This window comes from Bacillus sp. ok061, from assembly GCF_900108285.1.
Taxonomy (GTDB): Bacteria; Bacillota; Bacilli; order Bacillales; family Bacillaceae_G; genus Bacillus_A; species Bacillus_A thuringiensis_S.
The window spans coordinates 1-15235 of the sequence record NZ_FNUW01000052.1 but is presented as its reverse complement, the minus strand read 5'-3'; the positions used below and the strand labels follow the sequence as shown (position 1 = coordinate 15235).

Sequence of the window (15235 nt, the reverse complement as noted above, 5' to 3'; positions counted from 1 at the left end):
TTTTAATCTCTTTTTCCAATTGACGCTCCGAACGAATACCGTAAAAATATCCAATAAACATCATTTTAAATAAAACGATAGGATGGATTGACGGACGTCCATTGTTTTCACAGTAATAAGGGCGTAACTTCTCTTCAATAAAATCAAAACTAATTGTCGCTTCGATCGCACGAAGGAAATGATCTTGTGGAACCAACTCTTCTACAGAAACAGATACACGTTCATCACGATGATTTTTTAAAGCACCCATCATAAAAAATCTCTCCTTTACCTCTTTTTATCAGTGTTGACACATAAAAAGAGGTTCAGACACAAAAACAGGCTGTGGAGAAGACTTTCTCCACAGCCTGTAAAAAGGTTTCCTTAGAAGGAAACCTTTTTTGTTGAACATATATGGTTGTCAATTCATTTATCTCTTTAATATAAAAAATACCTTATCAATAGAAGTGAATATAGTTCAGTATTCTTCTAAAAATAATAACTTATATACCTAAAACAATGAAAGCCCTACCTCTCTTTCATCCTTACGGCTCCTCGTCCGTGCCAGTGTGAATCAGGATTGCAAAAATCAAGTAACTATTTTATCGGAGTATTCAATTAAACTTCGAACATTCATAAATGAAATTAAAAAATAAAAATGGATTTGATTGTAGTAATAACAATAGGGGTAATGCTCTAAAAGTGGTGTGAAAGAGTTGAATGTCTTTGAAATGATAAATTTTCTATAACTATGTTCCCAAAAAATTCAAGATCTTTTTTGGGATATAATACATTATTTGTAATGAACCTTAACAAAAGCTTTTTATCTGATTTTCTGTGATACCTTCAATTAATCCCAGTTCACTAATCAAAAATTCATATGCGTTATCTAACATCTTCTTTTCGCTTGCATTAAGTGCTTTTTCTTTCTGTATACGCATTAAATCACGCACAACTTCAGCACCTTCTTGCATTTTACCCGTCTTTATTTTATCCGTGTTCAATTTATACCTTTGTTTCCACGTAAGTAATCTATCTGACTCCCCATGTTGAAAAATATCCATTATGTGTACTAATGCGGTTATATCCGTAACTGGTCGTATATTCGAATTCGATATTCTCCCTGCTGGAATCATTAGTTCCATATTACTAGCCGACATTTTTATAACATAATACTGTTGTTTTTCTCCTGAGATTTCCTTCTCTTCTATGGCTTTAATTATACCTGCTCCCTGCATTGGATAAACAATGTTATCGCCAATTTGAAACAAATAATCCACCTCCATATATGGTAACCTTCTCAAGTTTAACATGTTTTTAGTTTTTTAGCAAAATTTTTATTTTATCATAAAATTATTTTACACGTCAACACTTCAGAAGCAAGAAATTAATTTTACACAATACACTATAACAACCCGCAATTTTATTAACGGTTCCACACACATTCTCTTTTAATATAAAAACACATCACTACATTTGAATAGTAATGTGTTTTTGATAAGGCATAGATAAAGATCTACTCTTCCGTCTATATACTAACCCGCTTACTAATTGTTTCCCTCGCTAAAAGAAAACTCATAATTACTTGCGCAGCTACTCGGCTCGTCATATCCCTAAAATCAAGAGTTGGATCAATCTCTACTATATCCATTCCTTGAACGAGCGGTTCTTTACCAAGGAATTCAATCGCATCAAGTAAAGACATACTGTCCATTCCGCCAGGGCCAATTGCTGGACAACCTGGTGCAAACGCTTGGTCTAGTACATCCATATCAAGAGAAATATAAATAGAAGTCACACCTTGTTTTCTTAATACTTCAATACTTTCCATGATAATATCTTTTATTTCTCGCTCTCGTACGTCTTTCATTGTATACACTGTTACACCATGCTCTATTGCATATTCATGGTACGCACGTGCGTTAGAAAAATTACGAATTCCAATTTGAACAAGTTGTTTTCCTGTAATGATACCATTTTCTAGTAAACTACGGAACGGTGTACCATTTGACGGACCACCATCATCTAAATTACGTAAATCATGATGGGCATCAAATTGAATAATACCGACCTTTCCTTTACTGTTTGCAAATCCTGTTATACTAGGAAAACTAATCGAGTGATCACCACCAAGAACGATTGGTATCATGTTCGGATTTGCTTTCGTAATATGACCAACTGTTTTTGTAATTCTGTTATGACTTTCTTTTATATCCGTTACATGCATCGTAATATCGCCGCAATCATATAAGACACTTTCTTTCATATCGTGTTCTTCTGTAATTGCGTACGTACTATATGCATCTAACATCGCACGAATTGTTTTTGGAGCAAAGCTTGCTCCTGAATGACTAATAGATGGTTTAGAAAGGGGTGCTCCAATTAAGGCAGCACCGAATATTTCTACACCTTCCTCCCAATCTTTAATCATCTCACTCCATTTCGTCACTTCACGATCGATAAACTTTGCATTCTTCTTTAAATAGTGGCCGTGCTCCACGATTGTTCACCTCTTATATATGCAATATTACCATTCTTCCATACTGTATTTACATGACTTACGCCGTAATGATACGGTACGTAAGCATAATTATAAGCATCCCATAAAACTAAATCTGCCTTACGACCGACTCTAATTTTCCCAGCTACATCACCACGGTTAATGGCATATGATGAGTTAACCGTTACGGCATTCCAAACCTCTTCTGGTGTCATTTTCAGTTTTAGCATCGCAATGCTCATAATAAGCTGAATATTTTCAGTTGGACAGCTACCTGGGTTAAAGTCTGTAGCTAACGCAACTGCAACACCTTCATCAATCATTTTTCGGCCGCGGGCAAAGCTTTCTTTATTTAAATAGAAAGTTGTTCCCGGTAATAAAGTGGCTACTGTATTAGAGTTTGCAAGCATTTCAATTCCTTTATCAGAAGCGCCAACTAAATGGTCGGCTGATGCTGCACCAATTTCAGCAGCTGCTTCCGCACCACCAAGTGGGTCGATTTCATCTGCATGAATTTTCACATCAAAGCCAAGTTCTTTCGCTTTTAATAAAAACTCTTTTGATTCTTCGACAGAGAACACACCTGTTTCGCAGAAAATATCAACGAATTCAGCTAATTGTTTCTCTTTCATTTCTGGCAATAAGTCTAACATCCACTGTAAAAATTCTTTCGATCTACCTTTATACTCTTTAGGAACTGCATGAGCGCCTAAAAATGTGGAAACTAAATCGACTGGATGCTCTTTTTGTAATTGTGCTGTTGCCTCTAATTGTTTCCATTCCGTCTCATCATCTAATCCGTAACCACTCTTTGCTTCTACAGTTGTAACTCCGAAAGATAGCATACGGTCTAAATGGAATTTGGCTTTTTGAACAAGTTCTTCTTTCGACGCCTGTTTCGTTGCATTTACAGTTGAAAGAATACCTCCGCCTTGTTCTAAAATTTCTAAGTACGGAACTCCTTGTAATTTTAGTGCGATTTCATTTTCACGAGATCCACCAAATACAAGGTGAGTATGCGGATCGACAAGACCAGGAGAAACCATTTTCCCGCCGCAATCAATAACTTCTTTCGCCTGAAGTCCTTTCGCTTCTTCCGCTGTTCCAACGAAAGTGATAACACCATTTTCAATTCCAACCACACCATTTTCGATAACAGGAAGCGTGTTCATCGCTTCCCGTCTTAACAAGCCATCTTCTTGATCCATTGTTAGTAATTGACCGATATTTATTAGTAAAGTGTCCAGCATGTTTTCTCCTCCTTATTTCATCATCGGAATGTTAACGCCTTTTTCTTTCGCAGTTTCCACAGCTAAGTCATATCCTGCATCAACGTGACGAACAACACCCATACCAGGATCAGAAGTTAATACGCGCTCAATACGTTTTGCTGCTGCTTCTGTTCCATCTGCAACGATAACCATTCCAGCATGAAGTGAATAACCCATACCAACGCCACCACCATGGTGAACAGATACCCAGCTCGCACCATTTACACTATTAATTAATGCATTTAAAATTGGCCAGTCTGCTACTGCATCACTACCGTCTTTCATCGCTTCTGTTTCACGGTTTGGAGATGCTACTGATCCGCAATCTAAATGATCACGACCAATAACAATCGGTGCTGATAATTCACCATTTGCAACCATTTCATTAATGATGCGACCAAATTTCGCACGCTCACCGTAACCTAACCAACAAATACGTGATGGAAGTCCTTGAAACTCGACTTGCTGACGTGCCATACGAATCCAGTTACATAAATGCTCATTATCAGCAAACTCACGTAAAATTACTTCGTCTGTTTTATAAATATCTTCAGGGTCACCAGAAAGTGCCACCCAGCGGAATGGTCCTTTTCCTTCGCAGAATAATGGACGAATAAATGCTGGAACGAATCCTGGGAAATCGAAAGCATTTTTCAAACCTTCATCGAATGCAACTTGGCGAATGTTATTTCCATAATCAAATGTAATTGCGCCTTTTTCTTGCATCGCAAGCATTGCTTCTACGTGCTTTGTCATACTTTCTTTTGATAATTGTACATAACGTTCTGGATCTTCTTCACGAAGTTTCGCTGCTTCTTCTAATGTGTAACCTACTGGAATATAACCATTTAATGGATCATGAGCAGATGTTTGGTCCGTAACTAAATCTGGCGTAATATTACGCTTCACTAGTTCTGGTAAAATCTCTGCCGCATTTCCTAACAAGCCAATTGAAATTGGTTCTTTCTTCTCTTTATACTCGTTCACAACAGTTAATGCTTCTTCTAATGATTCTGTATACATGTCACAATATCTCTTTTCAATACGACGATCGATACTACGCTTATCTACATCAATAGCAATGACAACACCGCCGTTCATCGTTACAGCAAGAGGTTGTGCACCACCCATACCACCTAAACCAGCAGTAAGTGTTAATGTACCTTTTAATGAACCATCGAAATGTTGACGAGCTGCTTCACCAAATGTTTCATATGTTCCTTGTAGAATCCCTTGTGTTCCAATGTAAATCCAGCTACCAGCTGTCATTTGTCCGTACATCATAAGACCTTTTTTCTCTAGTTCTCGGAAGTGATCCCAATTCGCCCATTTTGGTACTAAGTTTGAGTTCGCTAACAGAACGCGCGGTGCATCTTCATGTGATTTAAAAACGGCAACTGGTTTTCCTGATTGAACAAGTAACGTTTCATCGCTTTCTAACGTTTTTAATGAATCAACAATTGCATGGTAGCTTTCCCAGTTACGAGCCGCACGGCCAATTCCGCCATATACAACTAGTTCTTCTGGTTTTTCAGCAACTTCAGGATCTAAATTGTTCATTAACATTCGAAGTGCTGCTTCTTGCACCCAACCTTTCGTTTGTAACTCTGTACCTCTTGGCGCGCGAATTGTTTGTTGTACTTTTTCCATTTCAATCTCTCCCTTTTCTCATTTTATAGTGCTGCGTTTACATCTAATCTTTCTTTTATCGAATAATTCGTTTTTAACCAATGTGCAATATTTTCAATATCCGTTGAGAATATGCGGTCATTTGTAATAGAAGGTACTTGCTGACGCCCTTGATGGTAGAAGCTCTTCGTCACTGTACTCATATTTTCAATTCCGCGATATTCTGCCGCTTGCATCGCACAAATCATCTCAATTGAAAGAACACGTCTTGCATTTTGAATAATTTGATGTGCATGGCGTGAAGCAATTGTTCCCATACTTACATGATCTTCTTGGTTAGCTGACGACGGGATTGAATCTACACTCGCTGGATGTGCTAACGTTTTATTTTCAGAAACAAGTGATGCTGCTGCATACTGCATAATCATTGCACCAGACTGAAGTCCTGGTTCTGGACTTAAAAATGGAGGTAAATCATTTAATTGCGGATTTACTAAACGCTCAATACGACGCTCTGAAATATTTGCAAGTTCTGCCATCCCTACTTTTAAGAAGTCCATCGCAAATGCAATTGGTTGACCGTGGAAGTTACCACCTGAAATTACTTTTTCTCCGCCATCAAAAATAAGTGGGTTATCTGTCGCTGCATTCATTTCAATTTCCAACTTTTCTTTCACATAATTTAAAACTTGCCAAGAAGCACCGTGTACTTGCGGGATACAACGAAGTGAATAGGCATCCTGTACACGTAGTTCTCCTTGTTTTGTCGTTAACTTACTATCATGAAGGATGTCACGAATTCTGCTCGCTACTTCCACTTGCTCTTTATAACCACGTGCTTTATGAACATTTTCATCAAATGCATCAATAATGCCTTGTAACCCTTCCATTGTCATCGAAGCAATTAATTCAGCTTGATACGCCGTTGCTTCTGCTTCTATATAAGAAAGAACTCCTTGTGCTGTCATCGCCTGCGTACCATTGATTAATGCAAGCCCTTCTTTTGCTTCAAGTTCAATCGGCTCAAGACCTTCTTCTGTAAGAGCAACCATTGCGTGGACTCTTTTCCCTTTATAGAACACTTCACCTTCACCTAATAATACGAGCGCAAGATGAGATAAAGGCGCTAAATCTCCACTCGCACCAAGTGAACCTTGTTGCGGAACGACTGGATGAATTTTGCGATTTACAAATTCAAGAAGCATGTTTACAACAAGCGGCCTTACGCCTGATACTCCTTTAAGCATCGTGTTCGCTCGTAAAATTAACATACCGCGTGATACTTCTTCAGGGAATGGATCGCCTATCCCGCATGCATGTGACTGAATTAAATTGTGTTGAAGTGCCTTTACATCATCTTTTTGAATAAGCACGTCACTAAACTTTCCAAATCCAGTTGTAATACCGTAAACGACTTTTCCATCCTCTACAATTTTCTCAACTACTTCGCGGCACTCTGCCACCTTTTGCATACTAGTTGGACAAGCTGTTACACCTTCCCCTTCCAGTAATAACCTCTTCATTTCTTCAACTGTCAATGTATGTCCTGTTAACGTAATCATCATTTTTCCTCCTTAAAAAGGCAAAAGGGGACCTTATCTTTTTAAGACAGACTTTTGTCCTAAAAAAGTAAGGCCCCCTTCTAACTAATAGACTATGGGCAAATCATATGTGATTAATTCCTAAACCAATCGCCTCATGCTCAGATCCTTTTACAGGTGCACCAATCGTTCCATAAAGCGCAACAGCAACCCATTCGCCTTCTTTTTTTCCGTCGTATGGTGTACCGCGCACAATCGCAAAACGAAGTCCTACTGTACGAAGAACGTCTGCTAACTGAATTTGACCTCTCGTCACTCCGTACAAAGCTTCCATAATTGCATGATAAAGTGCATGTGTTTCTCTGTAAACGTCTGTTTCAATAACTTGGTTGCTTTTAGCCGCTGTTTCCATTGCTGCGACAACCTTTTGCGAATTCATCGAACCCACTTTCCCCGTACAATACTTCCAACCTTTTGGAATGGATAATACAGGACTTTCATTCTCATCCGCAAGTGCCAACAGCATGGCCATACGACCAATTCGATGTGTTCCTTGAAGAAGCATGTGACTCTCTCATTTCTTTTGAATTATTTGAATATTACTTAATTTAAGAATATATGAAAACGGTTAAATCGTCAATAGTTTAAACTCACATTCAAACATTTTTTTAATCTCCTCCATTTGTGTACACAAATGATTTACACAAATTTTTCAGGCGTGCTATAGTCTCACTAACAGATACAAAGGGGCGAGATTTCAATGACGAAGCGAAAAGATATTCATTTTCGAATTGAAGAAAAATTACTTGAAAGGTTTGAATCAGCACTCCATTACGAAGGTTTAAAGAAAACGGATGTATTAACACATGCGATCCAACAATTTTGTACGAAAGTGGAATATGAAAAAATGAATGATGTAAAAAGGCAATATAGCGTCAGTAACAATTTACAAACACGTATCGATACGCATAAACATTACGAAGAAAAACAAGTGAATTTAGATGAAATCGTTATTGAACATTTACAACTTCAAGGGGAAGAAAGCATATTAGAGGTTGGGTGCGCTAGCGGAAAATTCCTTTCCCTTTTACAAACAAATGGTCATAAAGGCCCATTAACCGGGTTGGATCAATCCGAAGCTATGCTTGCTGAAGCTGCTAAGACGAATAAATTAATAGAATGGAAACGAGGGGATGCTAGTAAACTCCCTTTCGAAACAAATTATTATGACCTAATAATCGCAAGACATATGTTATATCACATGAAAGATGTTGAAAAAACAATTCAAGGATTCCATAAAGTAATTCGTCCCAGTGGCTCACTTTTAGCTACAACAAATTCTAGCGTTACATTACCTCGTATAGTTGAAATGTGTAACCGCATGTTAGACGCATTTGATTTACCGAAAACAACATCATCAGTCACTCCATTTTGTTTAGAAAATGGTAAAGAGATATTACAATCCGTTTTTCCAACGGTTGGAGAAACAGTTATTCATAATGCGCTCGTTTTTCATCATGCTACCCCAATAGTAAACTATATTTCTAGCATGTTTCCGTCGCTAAATATACCTGATAATACATATCTTCACACGGAAATGAAGGAATGGCTAAAAGAAGAAGTAGAAAATGAATTATCACTTCATAACGGTATATGGCGCGATCCGAAAACGTTAGCAATTTATCGATGTCAAAAATAAACAGCTAGCATTCGCTAGCTGTTTCACGTTTTCTCATAACAAATTCTCCATCATTACATTACCCTTACCACCATAAAAGTTTGTATTATGTTCGTTCGCTACTCCAAAATAAGAGGCAACCGCTATTCCGAATGGCACAAAAGCATGCCCCTGTGCTGTAATAATATTTGAGTGTTGCACAACTTCTTTATACACAAAATTTTCTACTGGAAAACAATCAAGCTTTTGATAATCTATGGTCACTGTATACGAGATTTCTTTGAATAAGCCTGCTTTTGCTAGCGCATACGGTCCAGCACAAATAGCAGCTACTAATTTTTCTTGCTCGTGAAATTGACGGATGACTGAAAAGAGTCCTTCCGCATCCTTCATATGTATCGCATCTCCGCCTGGAATAATAACCCCCTCATATTCTTCTACACGCACTTCCCTTAATTCTATATGTGGTTGCACTTGCAAACCTGTTTCACTTATAATCAATTCTTTTGTTACACTCGCTGTAATGATTTCAAATTTATTTTTCAGCAATGCTGTAGCTACCGTTATTTCAAACTCTGCAAATGTTGGGTATACAAATAAAAGTATTTTTTTCATAGCCCTCTCTCCTTTAACCAGTCCATAAAATATACCTCTAGATCGTCCACTGTTAATCTATTCGTGTCCACATAAGTTACCGGAAATTGTTTATACCAGTCTTTTTCAGTTTCTACTAATTGAAATTGCTCCTCAAACGTACTTCTGTTTCTTGTTCTATCATTATTTTTTCTATCATATACATTCTTCTTCGTAACATCTAAGTAAAAAATCGCATCCGAACGGCATTCTCTTAATTTATATAATTCACCTTTCAATTCAGCTTCTATATCCCACTCTTCCTCTATAATCGTTGGATAAAAGAGTGTAAAAAACTCAATGTCTTCTGGTCCGCGATCAAAAATTTCGACTGAATCTTTCACATTTTGAAACTCCTTTATTTTTGCTTCCATAAACATTTTTTGATTCATAATAAACCCTACTTTTGAATTCATATCTAAATTCAATTTTTTTCGCTTCTCTACAATTGGATATGGATTTTCATATATAACTTGAAACCCTCTCTTTTCTAACCTTTTTGCTAATGTTGTTTTTCCGCTAGCCATCGGCCCTTGCAGTGAAATTACGTATGCCACGCCTCTCATTCCCTTACACTTTAGTACATCTACAATATACAGAATCTTGAAAACTCTCAACATTATATATATCATCTTGTTTCTTATTCTTATCTAACTTATAATGAAAAATAGAGATTATGACGGACGCATCAATAATGTAAGCTTGGAAATCCAAGCTTACATTATTTTTTGCTTTCCCTTTTCTAATAAAAAGAGTATACTAGATTAGAACATATGTTCTTAATGATTACATACAGTAAGGAGATAGAACAATGGTATACGACACAAAAGCAATTTCTTGGAATGAGTCTTTAAAACAACTTCAACGCCGCTATACAAACAAACAAGTTGACCGAAAAGAATTTGAGGATATTGAACTGATGGAATTCTTCCGCGATAACGACTACATTTCTTTACCTACACATATAAGCGGCCTATCAAAAACACGTTTTACTTCTTACTCTATTTTCACAACTGAAGATAAAGATCGTAAAGTTGGCACACTTATTATTGAGTATGTTGAAGACGATAATAATAATTTATGTGTTGAACAACTATACTTCGTTTAAACTATAACGCTTGGTCAAAATGACCAAGCGTTCTTGCTTTCTATGAATCTCACTGTATATAATATGAATAAAAGAAAACCGCTATCATTAAGGGGGGATATGCTTGCTCGAAGGATGGTTCAGTTGGTTCATTGTATTATGGACGGTTATTTTATTAGGGCTTATGTCTATCGGTGGATACTTTATGTTCAGAAAATTTTTAAAACGATTACCAAAAGAAGACGGCATGTCCATTTTGGATTGGGAAGAACACTACATAAATAAAACGAGACATTTATGGGCTGACGAACAAAAACAATTGTTAGAAGAGCTTGTAAGTCCTGTTCCAGAACTATTTCGCGATGTTGCAAAATCAAAGATCGCTGGAAAAATCGGGGAACTTGCATTACAAGAAAATGCCTCTCAAATTACACAAGACTTAATTATTAAAGGATATATCATCGCCACACCAAAGCGTGATCATAAATTTTTAATTAAAAAACTACAAGAAAAAAAGATTGATTATTCTAACTATCGATCTTTACTCGCAAAGTAACTTCATATTATTTTCGATAAAAAAGACAGCGCCTTTGACGCTGTCTTTTTATTTGGTACATATACAGTTTTTAAGTTAGCTTCATATCTTTTTCATTATAAAAACCATCTTCTTTTTCCATTTCCTTCTGTAATTTCGTAAAGGAACGGTACATTGCAATTCTCCATGACACAATCATCGCAAACGCAAGTAAGAAGAACATGCCACTAAGTTGTCCTAAATCAAGAGATTGGCTTAAGTATGTTTTAAATACAATCCGCACTACAAGTAATCCAATTAATATAAAAACAAAGGCTTTTGAACGCTTCAAATAAATCTCTTGTCCTCTAATTTCAAATTTAGATGTTTTAATAAGAAAAATAGAGAAAATCAAACCGACACCAATTGCTTCTAACATTTCTGCTGGGGTTAATCGAAATTCAGGAAAAACATACATCAATGCGCCCGTGCTCATAAAAAATGGCGGAAGTATAATTTTTTTCAATGTTGCAGGTTTCTTAGCTGCTTTTAAACGAATAAACATCGCACCGACAGCCATACAAACAGCAACGATACTTGATAAAAGAACTATGTTCATATTTTCTCATCCTTTTTTGTGGCTATATGCAAAATATACTTTCATTATATGCTTTTCCGTTAGTATTTCCAACATTTTCGCAGAATAATACTAAAAACCGGTAAAACCACCAAATAAACTTGAGAAATATACGATAATTTTCGTCATCCAGTTAAAGTATAGGAAAACACCCATAACAATCATAATATATCCTCCGACTTTCATGAAGGCCATACTATTTCTTTTAATCCAAGACATTTTCGTAATAAAGAATGACAGTACGAAAAACGGGATAGCAAATCCAAGTATGTAAGCAATCATGTAAATCATTGCTGATTCTGGGTTTGTTGCTGCTAATCCAATTACGGACACTAGAATTGGTCCGGTACATGGCGTCCACCCTGCTGCAAAAGCTAATCCAATTAGTACTGATCCAAAATAGCCACTTGGACGATTTTTAAATGTAAATTTACGGTCTTGCATTAAAAATTTCGGCTTAAACACCCCGACAATAATTAAGCCGAACACGATGATAAAGATACCACCTAACTGTCTGATTAAATCTTTATAGTCAGTAAAGATTCCTCCAATAAAACTTGTACCAAATCCAATTGCAATAAATATAATTGAAAATCCAAGTAAGAAAAACGCTGTATGTATCATACTTCTTTTGCGAAGCATTGCATTTTCTTCTTTCAATTCAGAAACCGACATACCTGTTATGTACGATAAAAATGCCGGATAAAGCGGTAAGCAACATGGGGAAATAAATGATAAGAACCCGGCGCCAAACGCTAAAAAAATACTAATATCTTGCATCATTCCACTCCTCTCCCTAAATATTGTAACAAAAACACATAAAAATACTATGAACAATTCGTGAAATCACTTTTACAACGTGGCAATAAGAAAAACCGCACTTCCTCACAGTTTCTAATAAAACGTTTTCATTTCCTTCTATTATATAGAAAAAACTCAAATGGATTATGAAACTCCTTTAATTGTTATTACCATAACAAAGGTAACATAGTTTCTCAAATAATTAGCACGCTACTAGTACGTCTATATACATATTGGTTTAAAAAATATTTTTTTCAAATGCTGTCTCTATACAATGCAAAGTTGATTTTATAATACTTCTACTATTAATAATTTCAAGATTATGCATAAATATCATACTTTTATTATTATTCTATAAAATGTCATACTTTTCTTTCATTTGACCCTTTATTTCTAATTTTGTATACTTCCCTCTAGTTATATATTTTCGATACGGAACAACTTCATATAGATGGGAGGAATTTTTCATGCTTCGTTATTCTCTTTTAGTTTTATTAGGAGCGTGTAGTTATGGAATTTTAGCTATTTTTGTTAAGCTTGCATATGCAGAAGGATTTTCACTTGGAGAGGTAATTGGCAGCCAATATTTGTTCGGTTGGATTATTTTGCTTGCTATTACACTTCTATTTTCTAGACATCGCGTTCCTTTAAAGCAAGCATTACTTTTATTCGTTGCAGGAACATCTGCAAGTTTTACCGGAATTTTTTATTATGCTTCATTAAAAACTGTACCAGCTTCTATTGCAATTATTCTTTTATTCCAATTCGTTTGGGTCGGAATTATCATTGAAGCAGTCGCAACAAAAGCATTACCTTCAAGAGAAAAAGTTATTTCTGTTATTTTCTTACTTGTAGGGACATTTTTATCAAGTGGTTTACTTGAACAATCAGCAGGTGCTTTCGATACGACTGGGATTATTTTAGGTTTATTATCTGCTGTTACATTCGCAACATACATTTTCGTAAGCGGAAAAGTTGCTGTTGAAGTACCTTCATTACCGCGCGGTGTTCTCTTAATGACTGGTGCCTTAACTTTAGTCATGATTGTATTCCCACCAACATTTATTTTTAATGGTGCCATTTCTCAAGGTCTTTGGAAATACGGTTTAGGATTAGGAACATTTAGTATCGTAATTCCATCTATTGCCTTTACAATCGGTATTCCAAAAATCGGTTCTGGCTTAGCAACTATTCTTGGTGCAGCGGAACTACCAGTTACAACAATTATGTCAGTATTCGTTTTAAAAGAGGCTGTACTATCTTCACAATGGTTCGGTGTATCACTTATTTTAATCGGGATTGCAATCCCGCAAATTGCATACGCAATGCGTGGACGTTATCGTAAACATCATACGCATAAAAAAGTCGCAGCATGAACGAGAGAGGATTTTCATTTGAAAATCCTCTCTTTTATTGTTGTATACTTATGGTAAAGATTTTGCTGAAGAAAGAAGGCATACTACATGGTATCTATTTCAAATCAACTAAAAGAAAAACTTATTTCCATCCGTCGACATTTACATGAGTATCCAGAACTATCATATGAAGAGTTCGAAACAACAAAAGCCATAAAAAATTGGTTAGAAGAAAAAAACATTACTATCATTGATTCCAATTTAGAAACAGGAATTATCGCTGAAGTGTCTGGTAATAAAAACGGACCAATTGTAGCAGTTCGTGCTGATATTGATGCCCTTCCTATTCAAGAAGAAACACATTTGTCCTATGCATCTAAAGTACGAGGGAAAATGCATGCTTGTGGACACGATTTTCATACAGCTGCTATTTTAGGTACTGCTTTCTTATTAAAAGAAAGAGAATCTTCCCTAAATGGAACGGTTCGCTTCATATTCCAACCAGCTGAAGAAAGTAGTAATGGCGCTTGCAAAGTTATTGATGCTGGACATTTACGTAATGTGCAAGCGATTTTCGGCATGCATAATAAACCTGATTTACCAGTAGGTACAATTGGCATTAAAGATGGTCCACTGATGGCCGGAGTTGATCGATTTGAAATTGAAATTCACGGGGTTGGTACACACGCGGCTGTACCAGATGCTGGCGTAGATCCTATTGTCGCATCCTCTCAAATTGTGATGGCACTGCAAACAATTGTAAGCCGAAATATAAGTTCATCTCATAATGCGGTTGTTAGTGTTACAAATATTCATGCAGGAAATACGTGGAACGTGATTCCTGAAAAAGCTACGTTAGAAGGAACGATTCGCACGTTCCAAGCTGAAACACGTGAAAAGATTCCAGCACTCATGGAGCGTATTATTAAAGGTGTATCTGATGCATTAGGTGTAAAAACGGAATTCCGTTTTTTTTCAGGTCCTCCTGCTGTTCACAACGATAAAACTCTTACAGACTTATCTACTCAAGTTGCCACAAAGATGAATCTTAATATCATCTCGCCTAGTCCGTCAATGGCTGGAGAAGATTTTTCATTTTACCAACAGGAAATACCAGGTTCATTCGTCTTTATGGGAACGAGCGGTACACATGAATGGCATCATCCTGCTTTTACAATTAATGAAGAGGCACTGCCTATAAGTGCAGAATACTTTGCTTTACTAGCCGAAAGAGCACTTAAACAATTCTCATAAAAAAAGCCGTTCAAAGTGCATCTCAGCACCCTGAAGTGCACCCCAATTGTTAGACACAGCCTAACAATTGGAGGTGCATTTTTTATGGCTAAATTTTCTTCAAAAGAAAAAATCCAAGCGGTGAAACGATATTTAGATGGTACAGAAAGTGGAAAAACAATTGCTAAATCTATAGGAGTTAACCCTAGCGTACTTCGTGAGTGGATTAGACGATATGAGTCTTCAGGTGAAAAGGCCTTTGAAAAGTGCTATACATTCTACCCAGCCCAGTATAAACTAGATGTACTTTATTATATGAATGAACACGGGACATCTATCAGAGAAACAGCGGCACTTTTCAATATACCGTCTTATGA

Annotated in this window: 18 protein-coding genes; 6 read left to right on the top strand and 12 right to left on the bottom strand. The window is 36.5% G+C overall.

What is annotated here, in order from left to right:
• From C4S65_RS32535 to hutP, 7 genes are all read right to left on the bottom strand, one after another.
• Positions 1-253, bottom strand: a 253-nt coding sequence (locus C4S65_RS32535; RefSeq protein WP_141195401.1) for a transposase, incomplete at its 3' end; no start/stop codon positions are given.
• 535 nt (positions 254-788) lie between these two features.
• Entirely contained in the window at positions 789-1250 is a 462-nt protein-coding gene (locus C4S65_RS32530) for a CarD family transcriptional regulator (protein WP_170264802.1), read from the bottom strand.
• Between the two features lie 257 nt (positions 1251-1507).
• Positions 1508-2479, bottom strand: coding sequence for a formimidoylglutamase (gene hutG / locus C4S65_RS32525; protein ID WP_061667846.1), 972 nt, complete (start codon positions 2477-2479; stop codon positions 1508-1510).
• Positions 2458-3729: an imidazolonepropionase gene (gene hutI / locus C4S65_RS32520; RefSeq protein WP_000887558.1), complete on the bottom strand. Its 1272-nt coding sequence runs from the start codon at positions 3727-3729 to the stop codon at positions 2458-2460. The genes hutG and hutI overlap by 22 nt, the downstream gene beginning before the upstream one ends.
• 12 nt (positions 3730-3741) lie before the next feature.
• Positions 3742-5400, bottom strand: coding sequence for a urocanate hydratase (gene hutU / locus C4S65_RS32515; protein WP_098838901.1), 1659 nt, complete (start codon positions 5398-5400; stop codon positions 3742-3744).
• Positions 5401-5423: 23 nt separating this feature from the next.
• Positions 5424-6941: a histidine ammonia-lyase gene (gene hutH, locus C4S65_RS32510; RefSeq protein WP_000631877.1), complete on the bottom strand. Its 1518-nt coding sequence runs from the start codon at positions 6939-6941 to the stop codon at positions 5424-5426.
• Positions 6942-7044: 103 nt separating this feature from the next.
• The gene (gene hutP / locus C4S65_RS32505) at positions 7045-7485 is read right to left on the bottom strand and encodes a hut operon transcriptional regulator HutP (protein WP_000926516.1); all 441 of its coding nucleotides are present in this window, start codon (positions 7483-7485) and stop codon (positions 7045-7047) included.
• 195 nt (positions 7486-7680) lie between these two features.
• Here hutP and C4S65_RS32495 point away from each other — a divergent pair, with 195 nt between their 5' ends.
• A complete protein-coding gene (locus tag C4S65_RS32495) occupies positions 7681-8619 on the top strand; it encodes a class I SAM-dependent methyltransferase (RefSeq protein WP_000166770.1) in 939 nt (312 codons plus the stop codon).
• Between the two features lie 33 nt (positions 8620-8652).
• Here the strand turns inward: C4S65_RS32495 and C4S65_RS32490 are convergent, their stop codons facing one another.
• Positions 8653-9213 carry a DJ-1/PfpI family protein gene (locus C4S65_RS32490; RefSeq protein WP_098838900.1) on the bottom strand — a complete coding sequence of 187 codons (561 nt, stop codon included), beginning with the start codon at positions 9211-9213 and terminating at the stop codon, positions 8653-8655.
• On the bottom strand, positions 9210-9797 hold the full coding sequence (locus tag C4S65_RS32485; protein WP_103945866.1) for an AAA family ATPase: 588 nt from the start codon (positions 9795-9797) through the stop codon (positions 9210-9212). Before C4S65_RS32485 ends, C4S65_RS32490 begins: the two co-directional genes overlap by 4 nt.
• Before the next feature lie 245 nt (positions 9798-10042).
• On the opposite strand from C4S65_RS32485, the gene C4S65_RS32475 reads away from it, so the two are divergent.
• Positions 10043-10339, top strand: a complete 297-nt coding sequence (locus tag C4S65_RS32475) for a hypothetical protein (RefSeq protein WP_000262400.1) — start codon at positions 10043-10045, stop codon at positions 10337-10339.
• Between the two features lie 103 nt (positions 10340-10442).
• The gene (locus tag C4S65_RS32470) at positions 10443-10874 is read left to right on the top strand and encodes a DUF2621 domain-containing protein (RefSeq protein WP_000889373.1); all 432 of its coding nucleotides are present in this window, start codon (positions 10443-10445) and stop codon (positions 10872-10874) included.
• Positions 10875-10944: 70 nt separating this feature from the next.
• On the opposite strand, the gene C4S65_RS32465 is transcribed toward C4S65_RS32470, so the two are convergent.
• From C4S65_RS32465 to C4S65_RS35735, 3 genes are all read right to left on the bottom strand, one after another.
• Positions 10945-11451, bottom strand: a complete 507-nt coding sequence (locus C4S65_RS32465; protein WP_001028440.1) for a cytochrome c biogenesis protein CcdC — start codon at positions 11449-11451, stop codon at positions 10945-10947.
• A 90-nt stretch (positions 11452-11541) separates the two neighbouring features.
• Positions 11542-12249 (bottom strand): cytochrome c-type biogenesis protein CcdA, encoded by a 708-nt coding sequence (ccdA, locus tag C4S65_RS32460; protein ID WP_001152676.1) that lies wholly within the window; start codon positions 12247-12249, stop codon positions 11542-11544.
• A gap of 16 nt (positions 12250-12265) precedes the next feature.
• Positions 12266-12415 (bottom strand): peptidase T, encoded by a 150-nt coding sequence (locus C4S65_RS35735; RefSeq protein ID WP_080546855.1) that lies wholly within the window; start codon positions 12413-12415, stop codon positions 12266-12268.
• A 322-nt stretch (positions 12416-12737) separates the two neighbouring features.
• On the opposite strand from C4S65_RS35735, the gene C4S65_RS32450 reads away from it, so the two are divergent.
• From C4S65_RS32450 to C4S65_RS32440, 3 genes are all read left to right on the top strand, one after another.
• Positions 12738-13646 (top strand): DMT family transporter, encoded by a 909-nt coding sequence (locus C4S65_RS32450; RefSeq protein WP_000947037.1) that lies wholly within the window; start codon positions 12738-12740, stop codon positions 13644-13646.
• 87 nt (positions 13647-13733) lie between these two features.
• Complete coding sequence (locus tag C4S65_RS32445; protein ID WP_086407558.1) at positions 13734-14879, top strand: M20 peptidase aminoacylase family protein; 1146 nt, start codon at positions 13734-13736, stop codon at positions 14877-14879.
• A gap of 84 nt (positions 14880-14963) precedes the next feature.
• A partial coding sequence (locus C4S65_RS32440; protein WP_142391614.1) for a transposase occupies positions 14964-15235 on the top strand: 272 nt, incomplete at its 3' end.